Raw genomic sequence first — 19,733 nt, forward strand, 5'->3', positions numbered from 1 at the left:
CCAGAGGCGATGTCATGATGACGGGTTCTCCGCGGCCGCCGCTTCGGACGGCTGCAACAGCGCCAGGAAGTCCACGAACGCCGCGGGCATGTCCACCGAATCCGGGTCCAGCAGCCACTGGTACTGGAGCCCGTCCAGCACCGCCACGAGCAGCGGCGCCGCGCGCTCCGGAGTCAGCCCGCCCGGCAGCCGTTCGCCGTACTCCGCGCGCAGTATCGCCGCCATGCTCGCCCGGACCTGGGTGTAGCGGCGGGTGAAGAACTCCCGCGCCGGATGACCCTCCGTCACGCTCTCGCCGAGCAGCGCCGAGAACGTCTGGACGATGCCGGGCCGCATCGCGTTGTACTCCACCAGCGAGGCCAGCAGCTCGATCCGCCAGACGCCGTCGCCCCGGGCGGAGCCCCCGGTGTCCCACTGGTCGCGCTCCGCCAGCACGGCGACGAGCAGCGCCTCCTTGGTCGGGAAGTAGTGAAGGAGCCCCTGCTGGCTGAGGCCGACCCGCTCGGCGACCGCGCTCAGCGAGGCGCCCCGGTAGCCACGCTCGGCGATCACTTCGAGTGCGGCCCGGACGATCTCCGCCCGCCGCTCCGTGCTCCTGGCCCGCACCATCCGCCCCGGCCCCTTTCGGTGCTCCGTCGACCCCGCACTGGGACCGTACGCCATCCCCATATGTCACAGAGGGATAACGAAACCTACTGACCTACCTGTGGTGGGCCAGTATGGAGGCATTCAGTCCAGAATCCGACGAGGAGGAACGGCCGTGGCAGACGCGTCCACACCCACCCACCCCGATGCGGCCCGCGAGGCCGTGGTCGACGCTGCGCTCGCCGCGCTGGGGCTCGACGACAAGGCGCGGCTGCTGGCCGGCCAGGACATGTGGTCGCTGCCCGCGCTCCCCGCCATCGGGCTGCGCTCGCTGGTGATGTCCGACGGCCCGATCGGGGTCCGGGGCGTCGCCTGGAGCGCCGACGACCCGTCCGTCGCGCTGCCCTCGCCCACCGCGCTGGCCGCGACCTGGGACCCGGCCCTGGCCCGCCGGGCCGGCCGGCTGCTGGCCCAGGAGGCCCACCGCAAGGGGGTGCACGTCCTCCTCGCCCCGACCGTCAACCTCCACCGGTCCCCGCTCGGCGGGCGCCACTTCGAGACGTACAGCGAGGACCCGTACCTCACCGGCGAGATCGGCACCGGCTATGTGCGCGGTGTGCAGGACGGCGGGGTCGGCACGACCGTCAAGCACTTCGTCGCCAACGACGCCGAGACCGACCGCTTCACCGTCGACAACATCGTCGCCCCGCGCACCCTGCGCGAGATCTACCTCGCCCCGTTCGAGCGGATCGTCAAGAACGCCCACCCGTGGGGCATCATGGCCGCCTACAACCGGGTCAACGGCTCCACCATGACCGAGCACCGCTACCTCCAGAACGCGGTGCTGCGCGGCGAATGGGGCTTCGACGGCTACATCGTCTCCGACTGGCTGGCCGCCCGCTCCACCGTCGCCGCCGCCGACGGCGGCCTCGACGTCGCGATGCCCGGCCCGAAGACCGTGTACGGCGAGGCGCTCGCCGACGCCGTGCGGGCCGGTGAGGTCGAGGAGTCCGTCGTCGACGGCGCCGTACGCAATGTGCTGCGGCTGGCCGCCCGCGTCGGCATCCTGGACGGCGCCCCGCCCGTCGTCGCCGAGGCCGACCGCCCCGACGACATCGACGGCGACGCCCTGGCCCGCGAGATCGCCCGCCGCTCCTTCGTCCTGGTGCGCAACGAACGCGCCGCCCTCCCCGTCGACCCGGCGGCCGTCCGCCGGATCGCGGTCAGCGGGGCGCTGGCCCGCGACGCCCGGGTCCTCGGCGGCGGCTCCGCCCAGGTCTTCCCGCACCACGTCGTCACCCCGCTGGACGGCCTCGTCGCCGCCCTCCCCGAGGGCACCGTCGACTTCCGCGTCGGCGCCGACCCCAACACCGAACTCACCCCCGCCGAGAAGGGCTTCGAGGTCAGGGCCGTCTGCTACGACGCGTCCGGCACCGTCATCGGCTCCGCACCGCTGCGCGGCGGCACCGTCCAGTGGATCGGTGACGACCTCCCCGAAGGCGTCACCCGCTCCACCCTGCACACCGTCGAGATCACCGGCACCTTCGTCCCGCGCGACAGCGGCGAGCACGTCTTCGGCACCCGCGGCACCGGCGCGCTCACCCTCACCGTCGCGGGCGAGACCCTGTACGACGGGATCCACCGGGTCACCGGATCCGCCGACCCCGGCGAGGCCTTCTTCGGCAACCCGCTGGAGCGCGGCCGGATCACCCTCACCGCGGGCGAACCCGTCGAGGTCTCGCTGCGGCAGGTCCCCGAGACCCTGGGCGACGACCAGCCGGTCCTCGGCGTCTCGTTCTCCCTCTGCCACCTCGGCCCGCGCCGCGACCCCGAGGAGCTGATCGCGGAGGCCGTCGAGTCGGCCCGCGCCGCGGACACCGCGATCGTCGTCGTCGGCACCACCGAACGCGTCGAGTCCGAGGGCTTCGACCGCACCGACCTCAGGCTCCCCGGCCATCAGGACGACCTGGTCCGTGCCGTCGCCGCCGCCAACCCGAACACCGTCGTGATCGTCAACTCCGGCTCCCCGGTGGAGCTTCCGTGGCGTGACGAGGTCGCCGCGGTGCTGCTCGCCTGGTTCCCCGGCCAGGAGGCGGGCCACGCCCTCGCCGACGTCCTGCTCGGCGCCGCGGAACCGGGCGGACGCCTCCCCACCACCTGGCCGGCCGCGCTCGCCGACGTCCCGGTCTCCAACACCGTCCCCACCGACGGCGAACTCCACTACGACGAGGGCGTCTTCGTCGGCTACCGGGCCTGGGAGAAGGCCGGCACCGCGCCCGCGTACCCCTTCGGCCACGGACTCGGCTACACCACCTGGGAGTACGAGAGCCTGACGGCGGGCCCGGACTCCGTCACCGTCCGCGTCCGCAACACCGGCACCCGGCCGGGCGCCGAGACCGTCCAGCTCTACCTTGCGCCCCGGGACGACACCGCCGAGCGCCCGGCCCGCTGGCTGGCCGGCTTCGCACGGATCGAGGCGGCGCCCGGCGAGAGCGCCGAAGCGGTGATCGCGCTGGAGCGGCGCGCGTACGAGATCTGGGACGAGGAGGCGTACGACTGGGTCGCGGTCCCCGGCGGCTACGAGGTGCAGGCGGCCCGCTCGCTCGGTGACGTACGCCTGACGGCGACCGTGGACATCGAGCGGTAGCGGCCGGACGGCAGGAGGCGGATCCCGTCCCCTGCCGTCCCGTCCCGCCCCCTGCCGTGCCGTCAGCGCACCGTGAATCCGTACACGGTCGTCGAGACGAACTCCTCGTCCGGCCGCAGCACCGTGCTCGGGAACTCCGGCCGGTTCGGCGAGTCGGGGAAGTGCTGGGTCTCCAGCGCGATCCCGGCGCACGGGCCGAACGGCCGTCCGTCGAAGTGGTCCGCCGTGTAGAGCTGGAGCCCCGGCTCCGTCGTGGTCACCGTCAGCACGCGCCCCGAGGCCGCGTCGTACAGCTCGGCCGCCGGGCCCGTGCCGTCCAGCACGAAGTTGTGGTCGTAGCCCGCGCCGACCGGCACCGGCTCACGGAAGTCGAACCGGGTCCCCTCCACCGGCAGGAACGCGCCCGTGGGCAGCGACTCGGCGTCCGCCGGGGTGATCCGCCCGGCCGCGATCCGCAGCACCTGCCCGAGCGCGCTGCCGCTGCCGTCGCCCGCGAGGTTCCAGTACGTGTGGTTCGTCAGGTTCAGCACCGTCGGGGCGTCGGTGGTCGCCCGGTACGTGATCCGCAGCGCCCCGCCCTCGTCCAGGGTGTAGGCCGCCGATACCGCGAGACGGCCCGGGAAGCCCTCCTCGCCGTCCTCGGAGACCAGCGAGAGCTCCACACCGCCCGCCACCTCCCGCGCCCGCCACACGCGCTTGTCGAAGCCCCTGGCGCCGCCGTGCACCTGATTGCGCCCCTCGTTGGGCGTGAGCCGGTGCGTGCGCCCGTCCAGTTCGAAACGCGCCCCGCCGATCCGGTTCGCGTACCGCCCGACCAGTGCGCCGAAGTACGGCCCGGGGAACGCCTGGTACCCGGCGAGGTCCGGCAGACCGAGCGCGACACCCGCCCGCGCCCCGTCCCGGTCCGGCACCTCCACCGACTGCACGATGCCGCCGTACGTCAGCACCCGCACCCGCGTGCCGTCCCGTTCCAGCGTCCAGCGGTGCACGGGGGTGCCGTCCGCGAGGGTGCCGAAGTCTTCCGTGCGTATCGCCGTGCCCGAACCAGTGACCATGATCACGGACCCTACGCCGGGGGCCGGGCGGCGGTGACATTGCGGTACGCGATCTCCGCCAGTCGCGCCTGCCCGTCGCGCCCCGGATGGAACCAGTCCCACTGGCTGAGCTGCTTGCCGGTGAACGGGTAGGCGAAGACCGCCCCGCCGTCGTAGCGGCAGCGCGGATCCTTGGCGCAGACCTCCCGGAGCACCTCGTTGTACGCCACGACCCGCTCCTGCACCGACGCGCGCCGGGCCGTCGCCCCCGCACCCATGTCGTCCGCGTCGCCCAGCATCGACCGGCAGATCCCCAGTTTCCAGATCTGCTTGCCCAGCGCGTTGCCGCGCCCCGTCGACCAGAGCCGCTTGAGGTCCGGCACACTCGACACGTACACCTGCGCCTTGGGCGCCCCGGAGCGCAGCTGACGCATCGACGCCTCGAACGACGCACGGAAATCAGCCACCGGCGTCATGTATCGGGCCGAGTCCCGGCAGGCGTCATTGGCGCCGATCATCACCGTCACCAGATCGGGTCTCTCCTTCGCGGCCAGCGCCATCTGCTCCGGCAGCTGCGCGACCCTGGCCCCCGTCTCGGCGTGGTTCCAGCTGTGCGAGGCGGCACCCGACTCGCCGAGCAGCCGCACGGCGAGGCTGCGCACCTGGCTGTCCGTGCCGGTCGCCCAGGACACCTCCGGGCAGTCCGCCAGCACCGAACAGGCGTCGAAGCCGCGCGTGATGGAGTCGCCGACCGCGGCCACCGACCCGGGCTCGCGGTCCCAGACCGGGCCTGGCCTGGGAGAAGGCTGTGCGGCCGCCCCCTTCGTCGTCCCCTCAGGGCCGGAGTCGCAACCGGTCAGCACGGCCGTGCCGAGCAGTGAGAGCGCCGCCAGGACGGCGGCCGAGGTACGCGAACGGTGGCGGGCGGAACGATCCTGCATCCTCTGGTCCCCTCGGTTATGCCCCCGGCAACCCCTGGTGGCACCGGTCAAAAGGTCCGGGCGCCCCGGCGGGTGAAAGCTGAGCGAATGAGGGGCCCAGGACCGACCGTACGTCACACCTGGGGCCTCGCCGCGCGGTAGCTTTTCCTCGTCGAACCAGCGGCGCCGTCCCCCACTCGGCTCCACTCGGGTGGCTTTCCGGAAATCACATCACGTCACATACTGTCCCTTTTCAGGAGTTTCAGCCCGATGCTGTTTACTGATGACAACCTCGGGATCCGGCCGAGAAGAGACGGTACGGGCGCGAGACCGCTGGGGAAGGCGAACTTCGTCCCACACTGGAGGTCCCGGTGACGACACGTGGAGTTCTGTACGTTCACTCCGCACCGCGCGCGCTCTGCCCCCATGTCGAATGGGCGGTGGGCGGTGTCCTCGGTGTGCGGGTCCAACTGGACTGGATCAGACAGCCCGCCTCGCCCGGTACCTGGCGGTCCGAATTCTCCTGGCAGGCCCGCCCCGGCACGGCCTCCAAGCTCGCCTCCGCGCTGCGGGGCTGGGACCTGCTGCGCTTCGAGGTGACGGCGGAGCCGAGCCCCACCTCGGAGGGCGAGCGCTACAGCTCGACGCCCGGCCTCGGCATCTTCCACGCCGTCACCGGCATGCACGGCGACATCCTGGTGCCCGAGGACCGGCTGCGGGCCGCGCTGGCCCGGTCGGTGCGGGGCGAGAGCGACCTGGCGGCCGAGATCGCCAAACTGCTCGGCAAGCCGTGGGACGACGAGCTGGAGTCCTTCCGCCACGCGGGCGAGGGCGCGCCGGTCCGGTGGCTGCACCAGGTCGTCTGAGCCCGCCTCCGGAAACGGACGTGGCCCGCCTTCCCCGGAGGGGAGGCGGGCCTTCGTCGTACAGGAGCGGGATCAGACGCTGCGGAACGCCAGCACCACGTTGTGGCCGCCGAATCCGAACGAGTTGTTGATCGCGGCGATCGAACCCTCCGGCAGCGGCCGGGGCGTGTCGCGCACGATGTCCGCCTCGACCGACTCGTCGAGGTGCTCCACGTTGATCGTGGGCGGAGCCATCCGGTGGTGCAGCGCCAGGACCGTCGCGACGGTCTCGACGCCGCCCGCGCCACCGAGGAGGTGACCGGTCATCGACTTCGTGGCGGAGATCGCGACATGGTCGAGGTCGTCGCCCAGGACCTTGCGCAGGGCCTTCAGCTCCGCGATGTCGCCCTGCGGCGTCGACGTGGCGTGCGCGTTGAGGTGCACGACCTCGGACGGCTTGAGGTCCGTCTGGTCCAGCAGGTTCTCCATCGCGGCGGCGATGCCCCGGCCGGTCGGCTCGGGCTGCGCGATGTGGTGGGCGTCCGCGGACAGACCCTGGCCCAGCACCTCGCAGTAGATCCTCGCGCCGCGCGCGGCGGCGTGCTCCGCGGACTCCAGGACGACGACGCCGGCGCCCTCGCCGAGGACGAAGCCGTCACGGCCCGTGTCGTACGGACGGGAGGCCTTCTCGGGCTCCTCGTTGCTCTTGGACATCGCCATCATGTTGGCGAACGCGGCGATGGGCAGCGGGTGGATCGCCGCCTCGGTGCCACCGGCGAGGACCACGTCGGCACGGCCGGTGCGGATCATCTCGACGGCGTACCCGATCGCCTCGGCGCCGGAGGCGCAGGCGGAGACCGGCGTGTGCACACCGGCCTGGGCGTTGACCTCCAGGCCGACGTTGGCCGCCGGGCCGTTCGGCATGAGCATGGGCACGGTGTGCGGGGAGACGCGGCGTACGCCCTTCTCCTTGAGCACGTCGTACTGGTCGAGCAGGGTGGTCACGCCGCCGATGCCGGAGGCGATGACCGTGCCCAGCCGGTCGGGCTGGACCTTCTCGTCCTCGCCGGCCTTGCCGGTGAAACCGGCGTCCGCCCAGGCTTCACGGGCCGCGATCAGCGCGAACTGCGCCGAGCGGTCCAGCTTGCGGGCGAGCGGGCGGGGCAGGACGTCGCCCGGGTCGACAGCCGCGAGGGCGGCGATCCGGACGGGCAGCTCGGCGAAACGTTCGCCCTGGAGCGGCTTGACGCCGGAACGACCGGCCATCAGACCTTCCCAGGTCGACGCCGCGTCGCCACCCAGCGGAGTGGTTGCGCCGATACCGGTGACGACCACGGTGCGATTGGTCGAGTTCACTGGAAAATCTTCTCCACGTGTAGAGGGTCGTGAATCAGCGGCGCCACCGCCGGGTGGCGACACAGAGCCGGCCTTGATCAGGCCTGGTGCTTGAGGATGTAGTCGGCAGCGTCGCCGACCGTCTTGAGGTTCTTGACGTCCTCGTCGGGGATCTTCACGTCGAAGCGCTCCTCGGCGGCGACGACGACCTCGACCATGGACAGCGAGTCGACGTCCAGGTCGTCGGTGAAGGACTTGTCCAGCTGGACGTCCTCGACCGGGATACCGGCGATCTCGTTGACGATCTCGGCGAGACCCTTGACGATCTCTTCCTGAGTGGCGGCCATGTTGGCGCTCCTTCGATGTTTATCTGCAGGTTGGGGCGTGCGGGCCGAAACGGCCCGGTGTGCCTAGGGGAGGGTAACGACCGTTGCGGCGTAGACGAGACCCGCCCCGAAGCCGATGACGAGCGCGGTGTCGCCGCTCTTCGCCTGACCGGTCGCCAGAAGCCGCTCCATTGCGAGCGGAATCGAGGCGGCGGAGGTGTTGCCGGTGGTCTCCACGTCGCGGGCGACCGTGACGTGCTCCGGCAGCTTCAGGGTCTTCACCATCGAGTCGATGATCCGCATGTTGGCCTGGTGCGGAATGAAGACATCCAGGTCTTCCGGGGCGATCCCGGCCGCGTCCAGCGCCTGCTGGGCGACCTTCGCCATCTCGAAGACGGCCCAGCGGAAGACCGCCTGGCCCTCCTGCGTGATGGCCGGGAACTTCTCCGGACGCTCGGCGTGGAACTCGTCCCAGGCCACGGTCTGCTTGATGGTCTCGGACTTGTCGCCCTCGGAGCCCCAGACGGTCGGGCCGATGGCGGGCACCTTGGAGGGGCCGACGACGACCGCGCCGGCGCCGTCGCCGAACAGGAAGGCCGTCGCGCGGTCCTCCTTGTCGGTGAGGTCACTGAGCCGCTCCACGCCGATGACCAGCACGTACTCCGCCGAACCCTCGACGATCATGCCCTTGGCGAGGGTCAGCCCGTAGCCGAAGCCCGCACAGCCGGCCGAGATGTCGAAGGCGGCGGGCTTGCCCGCGCCGACCAGATGGGCGATCTCGGTCGCGATGGCCGGGGTCTGCTTGAAGTGCGAGACGGTGGAGACGATCACGGCGCCGATCTGCTCGGGCGCGATCCCGGCGTCCGCGATGGCCTTGCCGGACGCCTCGACGGACATCACGGCCACGGTCTCCTCCTCGGAGGCCCAGTGGCGGGTGGCGATGCCGGAGCGCGAACGGATCCACTCGTCGGACGAGTCGATCTTTTCGAGAATCACCTCGTTGGGCACGACCCGGGTCGGGCGGTAGCCGCCGACACCCATGATCCGCGCGTACGGGGCCCCTTGACTGGGCTTGATCTTCGACATTCTCTCGGGCTCCTTAGGCGCCCGCGTGCTCGGAGATGAGCGCACGGGCCGCGTCGAGGTCGTCGGGGGTCTTGAGCGCGAGCGTCTGCACACCGGGCAGCGCGCGCTTGGCGAGGCCCGTCAGGGTGCCACCGGGGCACGCCTCGATGAGGGCCGTGACGCCCAGCTCCTTGAAGGTCTCCATGCACAGGTCCCAGCGGACCGGGTTGGCCACCTGGCCGACCAGCCGGGAGATGACCTCGTCGCCGGTGGCGACGGCCTTCCCGTCGGCGTTCGAGACATATGTCACGACGGGGTCGGCGGGCGTCAGCGCGGCGGCGGCCTCGCGCAGCCGGTCGACGGCGGGGGCCATGTGATGCGTGTGGAAGGCGCCGGCGACCTTGAGGGGCACCACGCGGCGCACGCCCTCGGGCGCGTCGTCGACCAGCGCGGCGATCTGCGCGGCGGTGCCCGCGGCGACGATCTGACCGGCCCCGTTGACGTTCGCCGGGGTCAGCCCGAGCTTCTCCAGGTGCGCGACCGACACGTCCGGGTCGCCGCCGAGCAGCGCCGCCATACCGGTCTCGGTGACCGCGGCGGCCTCGGCCATGGCGAGCCCGCGGGTCCGTACGAGACGGAGCGCCGCCTCGTCGCCGATGACTCCGGCGAGGGCGGCGGCGGTGATCTCACCAACGCTGTGACCTGCGACGACGTTCGGGGACGCGTCAAGGGCGGCGGCGGACAGCAGACCGGCGGCGACCAGCAGCGGCTGCGCCACCGCGGTGTCACGGATCGCGTCCGCGTCGGCCTCGGTGCCGTAGTGGGCGAGGTCCAGCCCGATGGCGTCGGACCAGGCCGCGATGCGGTCGGCGGCACCGGGGAGGTCGAGCCAGGGAGTCAGGAAGCCGGGCGTCTGAGCGCCTTGGCCGGGAGCGACGAGTACGAGCACCCTCACACTCTCTCTTGTGAACGGTCCGGAACACCCGTGGGGACAGGGACGAAGAACCGTATGGGGAATTGTTGATGTCCGACAAAAGTCTAGGACTGAGGATCTCTCGCGGCCAAGCGCCCCAGGATCAGGGCGATCCGCAACGTGAAGGCCGAGCGGACGTCGGACGGTGACCATCCGGTGACGTCTGTCACACGTCGGAGCCGGTAGCGCACGGTGTTCGGGTGGACGAAGAGCATTCTGGCCGCGCCCTCCAGACTGCTCGCCTGCTCCAGATACACACTCAGTGTTTCGAGCAGCGCGGAGCCCGCTTCCTCCAGCGGTCTGTAGATCTCCTCCACCAATTGGTCCCGTGCGGCGGGGTCGCCCGCCATCGCCCGCTCCGGCAGCAGATCGTCGGCGAGCACCGGGCGTGGCGCGTCCTGCCAGGCCCCGCACGCCTTGAGCCCGGCGGCAGCGGCCTGCGCGGACCGGGTGGCCGCCAGCAGGTCCGGCACCACGGGTCCGGCGACGACCGGGCCCGCCGCGTACGGGCCGATCAGGGCCTTCGCGACCTGGAGCGGGTTGTCGCTGCCGCCCGCGATGACCACCAGGCGGTTGCCGAGCACCCCGGTCAGGACCTGGAGCTTCGCGTGCCGGGCGGCCCGCCTGATCGCCTCCACGGTCAGCTCGCTGTCGCCGTCCGGGGCGGTGCCGAGCACCACGCAGACGTGCTCGGGGGAGTTCCAGCCGAGCGCCGCGGCGCGTGACACGGCACCCTCGTCGGCCTCGCCGGACAGCACCGCGTTCACCACGAGCGATTCCAGCCGGGCGTCCCAGGCGCCGCGCGCCTCGGCGGCCTGCGCGTACACCTGGGCGGTCGCGAAGGCGATCTCGCGCGCGTAGACGAGCAGTGCCTCGCGCAGTACCGACTCGTCGCCGGGCGCGGCGACCTCCTCGATCGCGGCCTCCATGACCTCGATCGTCGTCCGCACCATCTCGACGGTCTGCCGCAGGGTGATCGCCCGGGTCAGCTCGCGCGGAGCCGTGCCGAACACATCGGTGGAGATGGCCTGCGGGGTCTCCGGATGCCGGAACCACTCGGTGAAAGCCGCGATACCGGCCTGGGCGACCAGTCCGATCCAGGACCGGTTCTCCGGTGGCATCGCCCGGTACCACGGCAGCGACTCGTCCATGCGGGCGATCGCGTTCGCGGCGAGCCGGCCGGAGGACTGTTCCAGGCGCTTCAGGGTCGCGGCGTGCAGGTGGGCGGCGTTCGCATCGGGATGCTCAGGATCGGGTCGGGGCACGGAGACAAGATTGCCCTATCGGGCGACGGGCACGGAGAGCCGGGGCGACCGCGGGTCGTACCGGCGGGTAGGGGCCGGAGGACCGCCGCGCCGCGTCAACGGGATCGTGCCGCGCCGGGACAGGGTGAAGCGCCGTGTTCCGGCAGGCGATCGCCTGACGCTCCGGCAGGGTGATCGCGTCGCGCACCGGCAGGGTGATGGCGTCGCGCACCGGCAGGTGGATCATGGCGGGCTCCGGCCGGGCTACCGTGGGCAGGTGATTTCCGTACACCGCGCCGAAGACCGTTACCCGGGCGGGGGCCAGGACACCGGCATCCTGTCCCGGCACGCTTTCTCCTTCGGCAGCCACTACGACCCGGACAACCTGCGCTTCGGCGTGATCATGGCGTGCAACTCCGAACGGCTGGAGCCCGGCGCGGGGTTCGAGGAACACCCCCACAGCCATACGGAGATCGTCACCTGGGTCGTCGAGGGCGAGCTGACCCACCGCGACTCCACCGGTCACGCCACGACCGTACGGCCCGGCGATCTCCAGCATCTCAGCGCCGCGTCCGGCGTAAGACACGTCGAACGCAATGACGGAGACGCCCCGCTGACGTTCATTCAAATGTGGCTGTCACCGCTCGAACCGGGCGGCCGGCCCGCGTACACGGTCGTTTCCGGCCTGGCCGGCTCCGGCCCGTACACCATCCCGTCGGCCGGTGCGACGCTGCATGTGCACAGGCTGGACGCGGGGGAGCGCACGGCGCTGCCGGACGCGGCGCGGGTGTACGTCCATGTGGTGAGCGGCGACGTGCGCGTCGGGGACGCGGAGCTGGCGTCGGGCGACTCGGTACGGATCAGCGGCGAACCGGGCCCGGAGCTGGTGGCGACCGGGGCGGCCGAGGTGCTGGTCTGGGAGCTGTCGGCCTGAGCCGCCGGCCGCCGTCCGGATCGGCCGGGGGCTATCGGGCCGGTCCGGTGCGGCGGCGGTGGCTGGTGTCGCACCAGGGGAGGATGCGGCTGCGTCGGCACGTACAGATGGCGACGACGAAGCGGTCCGAGGTGTGCACGGCCCCGTCGGGGGTGGTGACTTCCACCGGTCCCTCCACAAGGAGGGGGCCGCGTTCCGTCATGGTGATGCGGCGCTGTGAATCACGGGCGTTCGGCACGGATGACCACCAACTCCTCGTTCGTCTCGTCGGTGTCCACCAGCTCGCGCTCGCGCAGCCAGCGGATGCGGGAGAGCAGTACGGGGCCGAAAGGGACGCGCACCCGGCTGCGGACGACGGCGTCCAGCCCCACGCCCTTGAGCCGGTCCAGGGTGGTGCCGGTGTCGCACAGCCCGGAGTGCACCATCAGCAGGACCCCGCCGCGCCGCAGCACCGACGGCGCCCCCGAGCAGAGGCGGTCGATGACCGCCCGGCCGTCGCTCCCGGCGTTCCAGGAACGAGAGGCGCCGCGCGGTGTGGCGTCCGGGGCGGGAACGTACGGCGGGTTGCACAGCACGAGGTCGTAGCGGCGTGTGCTGACGGCGGAGAGCAGATCGCTGCGGCGCACGGTGATGCGGCGACGGTGCAGCATGGCGTTGAGGCGTGCGGCGGCGACCGCCTGGGGCGCGATGTCGACGGCCGTCACCCTGCCTCCCAGCTGAGCGGCCCGCACGGCGAGTGCCCCACTGCCCGTACCGATGTCCAGTACGGCGGTCTCGGGCCCGATGTCCTCCTGTTCCAGCGCGGCCATCAGCAACTGCGTGTCGTGCTGGGGCGCGTAGACGCCGGGCAGCGTGACGAGGAAGGGCTGCGAGAGCGGGCGTGTGGCGTCCGGTCCGTCGTCCATGTGCCTTCACCTGCCTTCACCCCTTGTGGGAAGTGCGAACCGCTCCGGTCGCCGCCGCCGCGGCTCCCGCCGTGGTGGGTGCGAGCGGTCCGTCACGCTCCCCGGTCCGTGAGGAACCGCCGGCCGAGTCGGTCTTCGAGGAAGGAGGTGGCGGCGATGCCGAACGCGATGTCCGGCTCCAGCCGGGGTTCCTCGTCGAGGAGCCCACCGATCACCTCGTTCCGTACGATTTGTTCGTGTACGGCATCGGCTTCGACGTGCTCGTCGTAGAAGTGCTCCGCCGCCGGTCCGGCGCCGGTGCGTGCCATGGCCCGTGCGAGGTGCCGGGAGGCCGGGGAGGAGGTGATCTCGACGGCGGCGAAGTGCCCCACCAGGGTCCCGCGCATCCTTCGGTGCAGTCCGAACAGCGACATGGCGTTGACCAGGGCGAGCATCTCGGCGTATCCGCTGTCCAGGTAGTGGCCGTACCGGCTGTCCAGCCCGAGGTCGGTCATGAGGTCGGCGAACAGCCGGGCGTGTACACGGTCTGCCCGGCCGCCGCCGAACTCGTCGAACTCCACGGCGGCCATGGCGGCCTTGGCGCGTCCCGTGAGCCGCGGCAGCACCCAGGCGTGCGGGTCCGCTTCCTTCAGGTGGTAGAGGGAACGCTGTCTCGCGTAGGCGCGGAGGTCGTCCAAGGTGCCGCGCTCCGCGAGGAATCGAGGCACTCCACCCGGGCCGGCGGGCTCTGTCACCAGATCCGCCAGGAGACCGGCCAGAGGCTGCCGTGCGGCCGCGTCCCGCCGCAGGGCGGTGAGGAAGCGGTCCTCCAGCGAAGCGCGGACCGAGAGGAGGGACGTGTCCCATTCCCATGCCGGATCGACTCCGCCGAAGCCTCGGTAGTGCAATTCGTAACAGGTGTACAGCGCCAGTTGCAGATCCTCACCGAACGGATCGGCCAGGTCCGCCATGGCGCTGTCGGGCAGTGCGGAGCCGCCCAGCAGGGCTCCGGAGACCGCGGACGACAACGGCCCCCTGCCGCGCGGCAGGGTCGGCATGCCATGGCTCTCGGGCATCGCACTCCCTCCGGCCGTTCGGGGGCCGCGTGCGGTTCGGGGCGGAGCAACCACACCCCCCATCGATGGTCCCCGTGCGCGGAGGTTCCCGCATCCTCGGCGCCCTGGGCGCGGGAGCCGACGTCATTCACCACCCCCGGTCACCTGGGACGAGCAGGCGTGAAACTCCGAGCGGATTTCCGGGCAGTTGCCGCGACGGCCCAGGGAGGACAGAGTGGAAGAGGGACACACACGAGAACGGAGCGTGTTGTGATCATTGTCGGAGTCATTCTGCTCGTCATCGGTTTCGTCACCGGGATTTCCATCCTGTGGACCATCGGGATCATTCTGGCCGTCATCGGCCTGATCCTCTGGATCCTGGGCGGCATGGGACACGCCGTCGCGGGACGCAGGCACTACTGGTAGTGCCCCTGTGCCCGGAAAGGCGCACCTGCCCATGGACCACAACGAGGCGCGCGGCCCTGGACGCGCTCGCCGTATACGGCGCGACCCGCCGGGAAGACCAGGACGCCGCTTCGGAAGGGACCAGGAATGGCTGGCGATGACGTGAGCAAACGAAAAGTGCTGGCGATCGTCACGAACTACGGCGTCGAACAGGACGAGCTTCTGGTACCTCAGGAGCACCTGAGCGGCTGGGGCGCCGAAGTGGCGGTCGCCGCGGTGTCCATGGACGAGGTCCGGACGCTGGTGGGCGACAAGGAACCGGGGAAGACGGTCCGGCCCGGACTCACTCTCGCCGATGTGGATCCGGCCGCCTACGATCTGCTGCTGATTCCCGGCGGAACCCTGAACGCCGACGCCCTGCGCCAGCAGGATGCCGCCACGCGTATCGTCCGCTCCTTCGCGTCGTCCGGGCGGCCCGTCGCGGCCATCTGCCACGGGCCGTGGGCCCTGGTCGAAGCGGAGGTGGTGGCGGGAAAGAAGCTGACGTCCTATCCCTCGCTGAAGACGGACATCCGTAACGCCGGAGGGGAATGGACCGACGAGCCGGTCGTCACGGACGACGGCCGGGGCTGGCCGCTCATCACCTCACGCAACCCGGGGGACCTGGAACCATTCCTCCGCGAGGTGGATGCGGCTCTCACGGTGGACACCCGGTGAGCGCGAGCCCCGGGTCATTCCGTCCGCCTCCGGGCTACCGGCCGCCGTCCCGGCGCCACATCGACCACATCGGCGGCCCTGCCCGGAAGGTCATCTCCTCGTGCACGGCGAAGCCGTGCCGCTGGTAGAAGGTGAGATTGCGGCGGTTGCTCGACTCCAGGAAGACCGGCCGCCCGTCCGCGTCCGCCTGCTCCAGCAGCCCGCCGAGCACCCTCGCCCCGCGCCCGGTGCCCCGCGCGTCCGCCCGGGTGCCTATGTACTCGACGTACCAGTGCTCCGGACCGGCCGGGTGGCGGTGCTCCATGGCGAACAACCGCCCGGCCGTACGCGGCAGCTGGGCCCTTGTCGCGCGTACGAGTGGTCCCGCGTTGCGCAGTAGGTACGTCGTCGGCAGCTTCCACTGCCCGGGTTCCGCCCACACCGCCGCCACCGTGCGCTCCGGGTCGGTCCAGACGCGCCCGGCCGGGACCTGCTGGGCCAGGTGCGCGGTGAACAGCAGCCGCAGCCGCCGGTCCCGGTCGCGCGGCATCAGCCAGCTCCAGACGGGATCCTCGGCGTAGGCACTGGCGAGTACGGAGGCGAGCGCGGGGACATCGGCGGCGGCAGCGCGGACAAGGTCGGCCATGGCCGAGGAGGGTAGCGGGTTCCCGGGCCGCCGTACCCCGTTGTGCGCGGGACGGGCCGGGCGGACGCGTCGGCCATGCCCCTCTGTCCGGCGGGCCGACCGATTCTGCCCTTGTGTACCTGGCCCGCACCGGCCCGTTCCGCGTAGTGATGGAGTCGGCCCCCATGTGCACCCTCCCGGAAGGCTTCTGATGCGCGCACGAGACTCCGACCGTACCCATGGTCCCGCCGCCGGTTCCGCTCGCGCGCGCACGCCGGAGAGACGGCCGGAGAGGGACGAACTCCCCGGACAGCTGCCGCTCGCCCTCCAGAGCAGCCTGGGCAACGCCGTCGTCGTCCAGCTGCTCCGGCAGGCGGGGCATCCCTCGGCACAGCCCGAGGAGCAGCAGTACGAGCACGAGCGGCGGCATGAGCACGAGCACCACCACGACGTGCAGCGTTCCGCCGTCCATGACGTCCTGCGCGGCGGTGGCAGGCCCATGGACGCCGGGCTACGGGAAGAAATGGAGACCCGGCTCGGCGCCGACTTCTCCGACGTACGGATTCACGACGACAGCACCGCACGGGCCTCCGCCGCCGAGGTCGGCGCCCGCGCCTACACCTCCGGCCACCATGTCGTCGTCGGCACGGGCGGCGGCGACAAGCACACCCTCGCCCATGAGCTGACCCATGTCATCCAGCAGCGGCAGGGCGCGGTCTCCGGCACCGACAACGGCGCGGGCCTGCGGATCTCCGACCCCTCGGACACCTTTGAGCGGGCCGCGGAACGGAACGCCCGCCGGGTCATGTCCGCACCGCTGCGGGCCGGGGCGTCCGGAGACCGGGAGCAGCCCGCGTCGCAGGCGCCGTCGACCGCCGGGACGGCGGTCCAGCGCGCGGGCGACTGGAAGAACAACCCGACGAAGAACGCCCTGGCCGCGGAGAAGGCGGCCAACCCGGGCAACGCGCTCGTGCACACCCTGCACCACATCGTGCCCAAGTCACTGCTCGAACAGTTCGCCGGGCTCCTCACCCCGGCCCAGCTGACCTCCGTCGTCACGGCCCTGGCACCGCTCGCCCCGACCGCGTTCACCACCAACAGCACCCAGCCCGCCTCCGTGTCCAAGGCGTTGAAGAACGTCCCGGCCAACTTCGCGCTCGGCCCCGCACCGGGGGACCGCAACGACGACCCGGGCAACAGCGGACCGGACCTCAACTTCACCGAGGACGGCGCCATCACGCCCCGCTCCGAACAGCTGGAGCACGTCTACGACTTCATCGAGGCGAAGGTCAGCGCCGGAGCGGCGGTCACACCGGCCGAACTCCAGAACAACTTCATCGCCCCCCTGGAGCAGGCCTGCATCGAGCACAACGCCGTGGTCGCCCGTCTCGGCCTCGCCAACGGCGTGGGTCTCGACCCGAACCGGACGGCCTGGTCGGGCAGCGCGGCCACGCGTTCCCAGCGCCGGACCCACATGATCGAACCGCTCGTCTGACGACGATGACGAAGGGGCCAGGGACGACGGTCGGTCGTCGTCCCTGGCCCCCTTCGCCGTTCAGGCTTCGGACGGCTTCAGAGCGTGCCCACGAAGGCCCGCCAGGCGCTCGCCCCGACGATCAGGACGGGGCCGTCCGGGTTCTTGCTGTCGCGCACGGGGACGGCGCAGGGGAGGCCGTCGACCACTTCCACGCAGTCGCCGCCGTTGGTGCCGCTGTAACTGGACTTACGCCAGGCCGCGCCGCCGGTGACGGTGCACTCGACGCATTCGCCGCCGGTGCTGCCGCTGTAACTGGACTTACGCCACCGCGCGTTTCTCAAGTCGTGGCCGGTCTCCATAACACTCCTCCATCACGCGGGTGATCAGCGCCGCGGACTCCTCGACGGGGAGGGCCGTGGCCTGCAAATGAGCGTAACGGAGCGCGGCTTCCCTGACGGTGTCAGGGCTGGCGGTCATATGGCCGGAGACGATGTCCTCCGTGTAGACGATGTCGGGGTCGCTCTCGAAGCGCATGGTGGTGAACGAGCCATCCAGGCTGGTGTGTTCACCGGCCGCGAAGGGCAGCACCTGAATCCGCATCCAGCGGTGGTCGGCGAACTCCAACAAGTGGAGCAGTTGCCTCCGCATGACGTCCCGGCCGCCGATCGGCCGGTGCAGCACGGCCTCGTCGAGAATGACCCAGATCAGCGGGGGGTGTTCCCGCTCCAGGATGCGCTGTCGCTCCATCCGGGCCGCCACCAGGTTCTCCAGGTCGTCCGGCATGCCGGTGGCCAGCACTGCCCGCGCGTACTCCTCCGTCTGCAACAGTCCGTACACCACCTGCGACTGGTACGTGGAGATGTACGCGGCCTTGGCCTCCATGTCCGCGTACGGCTGGAACCAGGCGGGCAGTTGGCTGCGTAGAACGAGGCCGATCAGCCGCGAGAACATTCCGTCCGTGGCAAGCGCCGCGTCCACGCGCTCGGAGAAGTCGCGGGTGGGCACCTTCTTCGTGGTCTCGACCTGGCCGATCAAGGATCCGGTGCAGAAGATGATGTCGCCCAGCTGCCCCTGCTTGAGGCAGGCCGCCTCTCTCTGGCGGCGCAATTCCCAGCCGTAGTAGTCCAATGGGGAAGCGCTCGGGTCGAGCGTCTGGATGTTGGCCACGGCGGGGCACCTCCGGTGTTCAACGCCTCACGGCGTTCGTTTCCGTACGTAGCCGAGCGTAATCAAGCCACTGCATCCTGGTGACATGAATCACGTAATTGCCTCGCCGCCGGTCAGCGCGGAACCGACCTATCACGCCGACTTCGCGGTGGGCGAGCACTCCGCGCGGCATCTCCGCCGCATCCTGCGCCTCTACCTCACCGGCTGGGGGCTCCTGGACGTGGCCGACGCGGCGGAGCTGGCGCTGACCGAGCTGATCGCGAACGTGGTGCGGCACGTGCCCGGCCGCCGCTGCCAGACGTTCATCTTCCTGCTCCCGTCCGGGGGCCTGCGGGTGGAGGTCGCGGATGGCTGCCCGAAGATGCCGAGGATGGTCGTCGGGGACGAACTCGACGAGGGAGGCCGGGGGTTGGTGCTGGTCGCCGCGCTCACCGACCGGTGGGGCGTGGAGCCGCGCCGGGACGGGTGCGGCAAGACGGTGTGGTTCGAGTGCACGGCCGCGAAGGCGCCGCTCAGCGACCGGAACGGAGCTCCGAGAGCACCGCGTCCGTGAACGGGGGCCACACCTCCACCGCCCACGGGCCGAAGGCCCGGTCGGCCAGCGCGACGCACGCCGCGCCCGCGACCGGGTCGACCCACAGGAACGTCCCCGACTGCCCGAAGTGTCCGAAGGTCGCGGGGGAGGAGGAACCGCCCGTCCAGTGCGGGGACTTGGAGTCCCGGATCTCGAAGCCGAGGCCCCAGTCGTTGGGGTTCTGGTGCCCGTAGCCGGGCAGTACGCCCTTCAGGCCGGGGTGTACGACGGTCTGCGCGGCGAGCACCGTACGCGGGTCCAGGAGGCGGGGCGCCTGTAGCTCCGCCGCGAACCGGACGAGGTCGTCGACGGTCGAGACACCGTCCTTGGCGGGCGAGCCGTCCACCGTGGTGGCCGTCATGCCCAGCGGCTCCAGCACGGCCTGGCGCACGTACTCGGAGAACGGGATGTCGGTGGCCTTGGCGATGTGGTCGCCGAGCACCTCGAAGCCCGCGTTGGAGTAGAGGCGGCGGGTGCCGGGCGCGGCCGTCGTCCGGTGCTCGTCGAAGGCGAGCCCGCTGGTGTGCGCCAGCAGATGCCGGACGGTGGACCCCTCCGGCCCCGCCGGCTCGTCGAGCTCGACCGCGCCCTCCTCGTACGCCACCAGCGCCGCGTAGGCCGCGATCGGCTTGGTGACGGAGGCGAGCGGGAAGCGGTGCGCGGCCGGGCCGTGCGTACCGAGAACGGTGCCGTCCGCTCGTACGACGGCAGCCGCCGCGGTGGGAACGGGCCAGTTGTCGATCATCGCCAGGCTCTGCATGCGTACGAGCGTAACGGGCGGTATTCGGGTGCGCCGCAGTGGTGCCGGGGCCGGCTGGCCGCCTTCCGAAATCGGCACAGGACCGTGTACGGCCGCGGTGGATGTCTTGCAGGGTTGCCTGGGCGGAGATCACCGACAGAAAGGGCATGGTTCACGGGGAAGCCGGCCGCCGCTCGCTCCGG

Annotated in this window: 22 protein-coding genes; 7 read left to right on the plus strand and 15 right to left on the minus strand. The window is 71.4% G+C overall.

Features of this window, described 5'->3' with window-relative positions; genetic code table 11:
* Positions 1-12: 12 nt before the first annotated feature.
* The gene (locus GA0115234_RS18205; RefSeq protein WP_093542914.1) at positions 13-609 is read right to left on the minus strand and encodes a TetR/AcrR family transcriptional regulator; all 597 of its coding nucleotides are present in this window, start codon (positions 607-609) and stop codon (positions 13-15) included.
* Positions 610-760: 151 nt separating this feature from the next.
* Here GA0115234_RS18205 and GA0115234_RS18210 point away from each other — a divergent pair, with 151 nt between their 5' ends.
* Complete coding sequence (locus GA0115234_RS18210) at positions 761-3,232, plus strand: glycoside hydrolase family 3 protein (RefSeq protein WP_093542916.1); 2,472 nt, start codon at positions 761-763, stop codon at positions 3,230-3,232.
* A gap of 62 nt (positions 3,233-3,294) precedes the next feature.
* Here the strand turns inward: GA0115234_RS18210 and GA0115234_RS18215 are convergent, their stop codons facing one another.
* Together GA0115234_RS18215 and GA0115234_RS18220 are read right to left on the minus strand one after the other, a co-directional pair.
* The gene (locus GA0115234_RS18215; protein ID WP_093543373.1) at positions 3,295-4,287 is read right to left on the minus strand and encodes an aldose epimerase family protein; all 993 of its coding nucleotides are present in this window, start codon (positions 4,285-4,287) and stop codon (positions 3,295-3,297) included.
* A gap of 11 nt (positions 4,288-4,298) precedes the next feature.
* Entirely contained in the window at positions 4,299-5,207 is a 909-nt protein-coding gene (locus GA0115234_RS18220; protein ID WP_093542918.1) for an SGNH/GDSL hydrolase family protein, read from the minus strand.
* A gap of 350 nt (positions 5,208-5,557) precedes the next feature.
* Here GA0115234_RS18220 and GA0115234_RS18225 point away from each other — a divergent pair, with 350 nt between their 5' ends.
* The gene (locus GA0115234_RS18225) at positions 5,558-6,052 is read left to right on the plus strand and encodes a DUF3145 domain-containing protein (protein ID WP_093542920.1); all 495 of its coding nucleotides are present in this window, start codon (positions 5,558-5,560) and stop codon (positions 6,050-6,052) included.
* Between the two features lie 72 nt (positions 6,053-6,124).
* Here GA0115234_RS18225 and fabF read toward each other — a convergent pair whose 3' ends face one another.
* The 5 genes from fabF to GA0115234_RS18250 all read right to left on the minus strand — a co-directional run bounded on the left by fabF (position 6,125) and on the right by GA0115234_RS18250 (position 10,995).
* Complete coding sequence (gene fabF / locus GA0115234_RS18230) at positions 6,125-7,387, minus strand: beta-ketoacyl-ACP synthase II (protein WP_093542922.1); 1,263 nt, start codon at positions 7,385-7,387, stop codon at positions 6,125-6,127.
* Between the two features lie 77 nt (positions 7,388-7,464).
* Positions 7,465-7,713, minus strand: a complete 249-nt coding sequence (locus GA0115234_RS18235; protein ID WP_093542924.1) for an acyl carrier protein — start codon at positions 7,711-7,713, stop codon at positions 7,465-7,467.
* A gap of 63 nt (positions 7,714-7,776) precedes the next feature.
* Positions 7,777-8,778, minus strand: coding sequence for a ketoacyl-ACP synthase III (locus GA0115234_RS18240; protein WP_093542926.1), 1,002 nt, complete (start codon positions 8,776-8,778; stop codon positions 7,777-7,779).
* A gap of 13 nt (positions 8,779-8,791) precedes the next feature.
* Positions 8,792-9,706 (minus strand): ACP S-malonyltransferase, encoded by a 915-nt coding sequence (locus tag GA0115234_RS18245; protein WP_093542928.1) that lies wholly within the window; start codon positions 9,704-9,706, stop codon positions 8,792-8,794.
* Positions 9,707-9,795: 89 nt separating this feature from the next.
* Complete coding sequence (locus GA0115234_RS18250; protein WP_093542930.1) at positions 9,796-10,995, minus strand: PucR family transcriptional regulator; 1,200 nt, start codon at positions 10,993-10,995, stop codon at positions 9,796-9,798.
* Positions 10,996-11,251: 256 nt separating this feature from the next.
* On the opposite strand from GA0115234_RS18250, the gene GA0115234_RS18255 reads away from it, so the two are divergent.
* Positions 11,252-11,908: a pirin family protein gene (locus tag GA0115234_RS18255; RefSeq protein WP_093542932.1), complete on the plus strand. Its 657-nt coding sequence runs from the start codon at positions 11,252-11,254 to the stop codon at positions 11,906-11,908.
* Positions 11,909-11,939: 31 nt separating this feature from the next.
* On the opposite strand, the gene GA0115234_RS18260 is transcribed toward GA0115234_RS18255, so the two are convergent.
* From GA0115234_RS18260 to GA0115234_RS18270, 3 genes are all read right to left on the minus strand, one after another.
* A complete protein-coding gene (locus GA0115234_RS18260; RefSeq protein ID WP_093543375.1) occupies positions 11,940-12,110 on the minus strand; it encodes a CDGSH iron-sulfur domain-containing protein in 171 nt (56 codons plus the stop codon).
* A gap of 19 nt (positions 12,111-12,129) precedes the next feature.
* Positions 12,130-12,813 carry a HemK2/MTQ2 family protein methyltransferase gene (locus tag GA0115234_RS18265; protein ID WP_093542934.1) on the minus strand — a complete coding sequence of 228 codons (684 nt, stop codon included), beginning with the start codon at positions 12,811-12,813 and terminating at the stop codon, positions 12,130-12,132.
* Between the two features lie 92 nt (positions 12,814-12,905).
* A complete protein-coding gene (locus GA0115234_RS18270) occupies positions 12,906-13,868 on the minus strand; it encodes an iron-containing redox enzyme family protein (protein WP_093542936.1) in 963 nt (320 codons plus the stop codon).
* Positions 13,869-14,117: 249 nt separating this feature from the next.
* Between GA0115234_RS18270 and GA0115234_RS41850 the strand changes: the two genes are divergently transcribed.
* Together GA0115234_RS41850 and GA0115234_RS18280 are read left to right on the plus strand one after the other, a co-directional pair.
* Positions 14,118-14,273: a DUF6131 family protein gene (locus GA0115234_RS41850; protein WP_093542938.1), complete on the plus strand. Its 156-nt coding sequence runs from the start codon at positions 14,118-14,120 to the stop codon at positions 14,271-14,273.
* A gap of 126 nt (positions 14,274-14,399) precedes the next feature.
* Positions 14,400-14,969, plus strand: coding sequence for a type 1 glutamine amidotransferase domain-containing protein (locus GA0115234_RS18280; RefSeq protein ID WP_093542940.1), 570 nt, complete (start codon positions 14,400-14,402; stop codon positions 14,967-14,969).
* 34 nt (positions 14,970-15,003) lie between these two features.
* On the opposite strand, the gene GA0115234_RS18285 is transcribed toward GA0115234_RS18280, so the two are convergent.
* Positions 15,004-15,594, minus strand: a complete 591-nt coding sequence (locus tag GA0115234_RS18285; protein ID WP_093542942.1) for a GNAT family N-acetyltransferase — start codon at positions 15,592-15,594, stop codon at positions 15,004-15,006.
* A gap of 190 nt (positions 15,595-15,784) precedes the next feature.
* On the opposite strand from GA0115234_RS18285, the gene GA0115234_RS18290 reads away from it, so the two are divergent.
* Positions 15,785-17,068, plus strand: coding sequence for an eCIS core domain-containing protein (locus tag GA0115234_RS18290; protein ID WP_093542944.1), 1,284 nt, complete (start codon positions 15,785-15,787; stop codon positions 17,066-17,068).
* A gap of 77 nt (positions 17,069-17,145) precedes the next feature.
* Here GA0115234_RS18290 and GA0115234_RS18295 read toward each other — a convergent pair whose 3' ends face one another.
* Together GA0115234_RS18295 and GA0115234_RS18300 are read right to left on the minus strand one after the other, a co-directional pair.
* The gene (locus GA0115234_RS18295) at positions 17,146-17,409 is read right to left on the minus strand and encodes a DUF397 domain-containing protein (RefSeq protein ID WP_093542946.1); all 264 of its coding nucleotides are present in this window, start codon (positions 17,407-17,409) and stop codon (positions 17,146-17,148) included.
* On the minus strand, positions 17,369-18,217 hold the full coding sequence (locus GA0115234_RS18300; protein WP_093542948.1) for a helix-turn-helix domain-containing protein: 849 nt from the start codon (positions 18,215-18,217) through the stop codon (positions 17,369-17,371). Before GA0115234_RS18300 ends, GA0115234_RS18295 begins: the two co-directional genes overlap by 41 nt.
* Positions 18,218-18,302: 85 nt before the next feature.
* Between GA0115234_RS18300 and GA0115234_RS18305 the strand changes: the two genes are divergently transcribed.
* Positions 18,303-18,770, plus strand: coding sequence for an ATP-binding protein (locus GA0115234_RS18305; RefSeq protein WP_093542949.1), 468 nt, complete (start codon positions 18,303-18,305; stop codon positions 18,768-18,770).
* On the opposite strand, the gene GA0115234_RS18310 is transcribed toward GA0115234_RS18305, so the two are convergent.
* Positions 18,730-19,551 carry a serine hydrolase domain-containing protein gene (locus tag GA0115234_RS18310; protein ID WP_093542951.1) on the minus strand — a complete coding sequence of 274 codons (822 nt, stop codon included), beginning with the start codon at positions 19,549-19,551 and terminating at the stop codon, positions 18,730-18,732. The two genes, GA0115234_RS18305 and GA0115234_RS18310, sit on opposite strands and share 41 nt — an antisense overlap.
* Positions 19,552-19,733 lie beyond the last annotated feature (182 nt).

Origin of the sequence: Streptomyces sp. DvalAA-43, assembly GCF_900091725.1 — a bacterium.
Taxonomy (GTDB): Bacteria; Actinomycetota; Actinomycetes; order Streptomycetales; family Streptomycetaceae; genus Streptomyces; species Streptomyces pulveraceus.

Bases quoted from the DNA above. Each gene is read 5' to 3' on its own strand.
- GA0115234_RS18205 (WP_093542914.1), bottom strand. From the start codon at position 609: ATGGTGCGGGCCAGGAGCACGGAGCGGCGGGCGGAGATCGTCCGGGCC.
- GA0115234_RS18215 (WP_093543373.1), bottom strand. From the start codon at position 4,287: ATGGTCACTGGTTCGGGCACGGCGATACGCACGGAAGACTTCGGCACC.
- GA0115234_RS18220 (WP_093542918.1), bottom strand. From the start codon at position 5,207: ATGCAGGATCGTTCCGCCCGCCACCGTTCGCGTACCTCGGCCGCCGTC.
- GA0115234_RS18235 (WP_093542924.1), bottom strand. From the start codon at position 7,713: ATGGCCGCCACTCAGGAAGAGATCGTCAAGGGTCTCGCCGAGATCGTC.
- GA0115234_RS18240 (WP_093542926.1), bottom strand. From the start codon at position 8,778: ATGTCGAAGATCAAGCCCAGTCAAGGGGCCCCGTACGCGCGGATCATG.
- GA0115234_RS18260 (WP_093543375.1), bottom strand. From the start codon at position 12,110: ATGACGGAACGCGGCCCCCTCCTTGTGGAGGGACCGGTGGAAGTCACC.
- GA0115234_RS18265 (WP_093542934.1), bottom strand. From the start codon at position 12,813: ATGGACGACGGACCGGACGCCACACGCCCGCTCTCGCAGCCCTTCCTC.
- GA0115234_RS18270 (WP_093542936.1), bottom strand. From the start codon at position 13,868: ATGCCCGAGAGCCATGGCATGCCGACCCTGCCGCGCGGCAGGGGGCCG.
- GA0115234_RS18280 (WP_093542940.1), top strand. From the start codon at position 14,400: ATGGCTGGCGATGACGTGAGCAAACGAAAAGTGCTGGCGATCGTCACG.
- GA0115234_RS18285 (WP_093542942.1), bottom strand. From the start codon at position 15,594: ATGGCCGACCTTGTCCGCGCTGCCGCCGCCGATGTCCCCGCGCTCGCC.
- GA0115234_RS18290 (WP_093542944.1), top strand. From the start codon at position 15,785: ATGCGCGCACGAGACTCCGACCGTACCCATGGTCCCGCCGCCGGTTCC.
- GA0115234_RS18295 (WP_093542946.1), bottom strand. From the start codon at position 17,409: ATGGAGACCGGCCACGACTTGAGAAACGCGCGGTGGCGTAAGTCCAGT.
- GA0115234_RS18305 (WP_093542949.1), top strand. From the start codon at position 18,303: ATGAATCACGTAATTGCCTCGCCGCCGGTCAGCGCGGAACCGACCTAT.
- GA0115234_RS18310 (WP_093542951.1), bottom strand. From the start codon at position 19,551: ATGCAGAGCCTGGCGATGATCGACAACTGGCCCGTTCCCACCGCGGCG.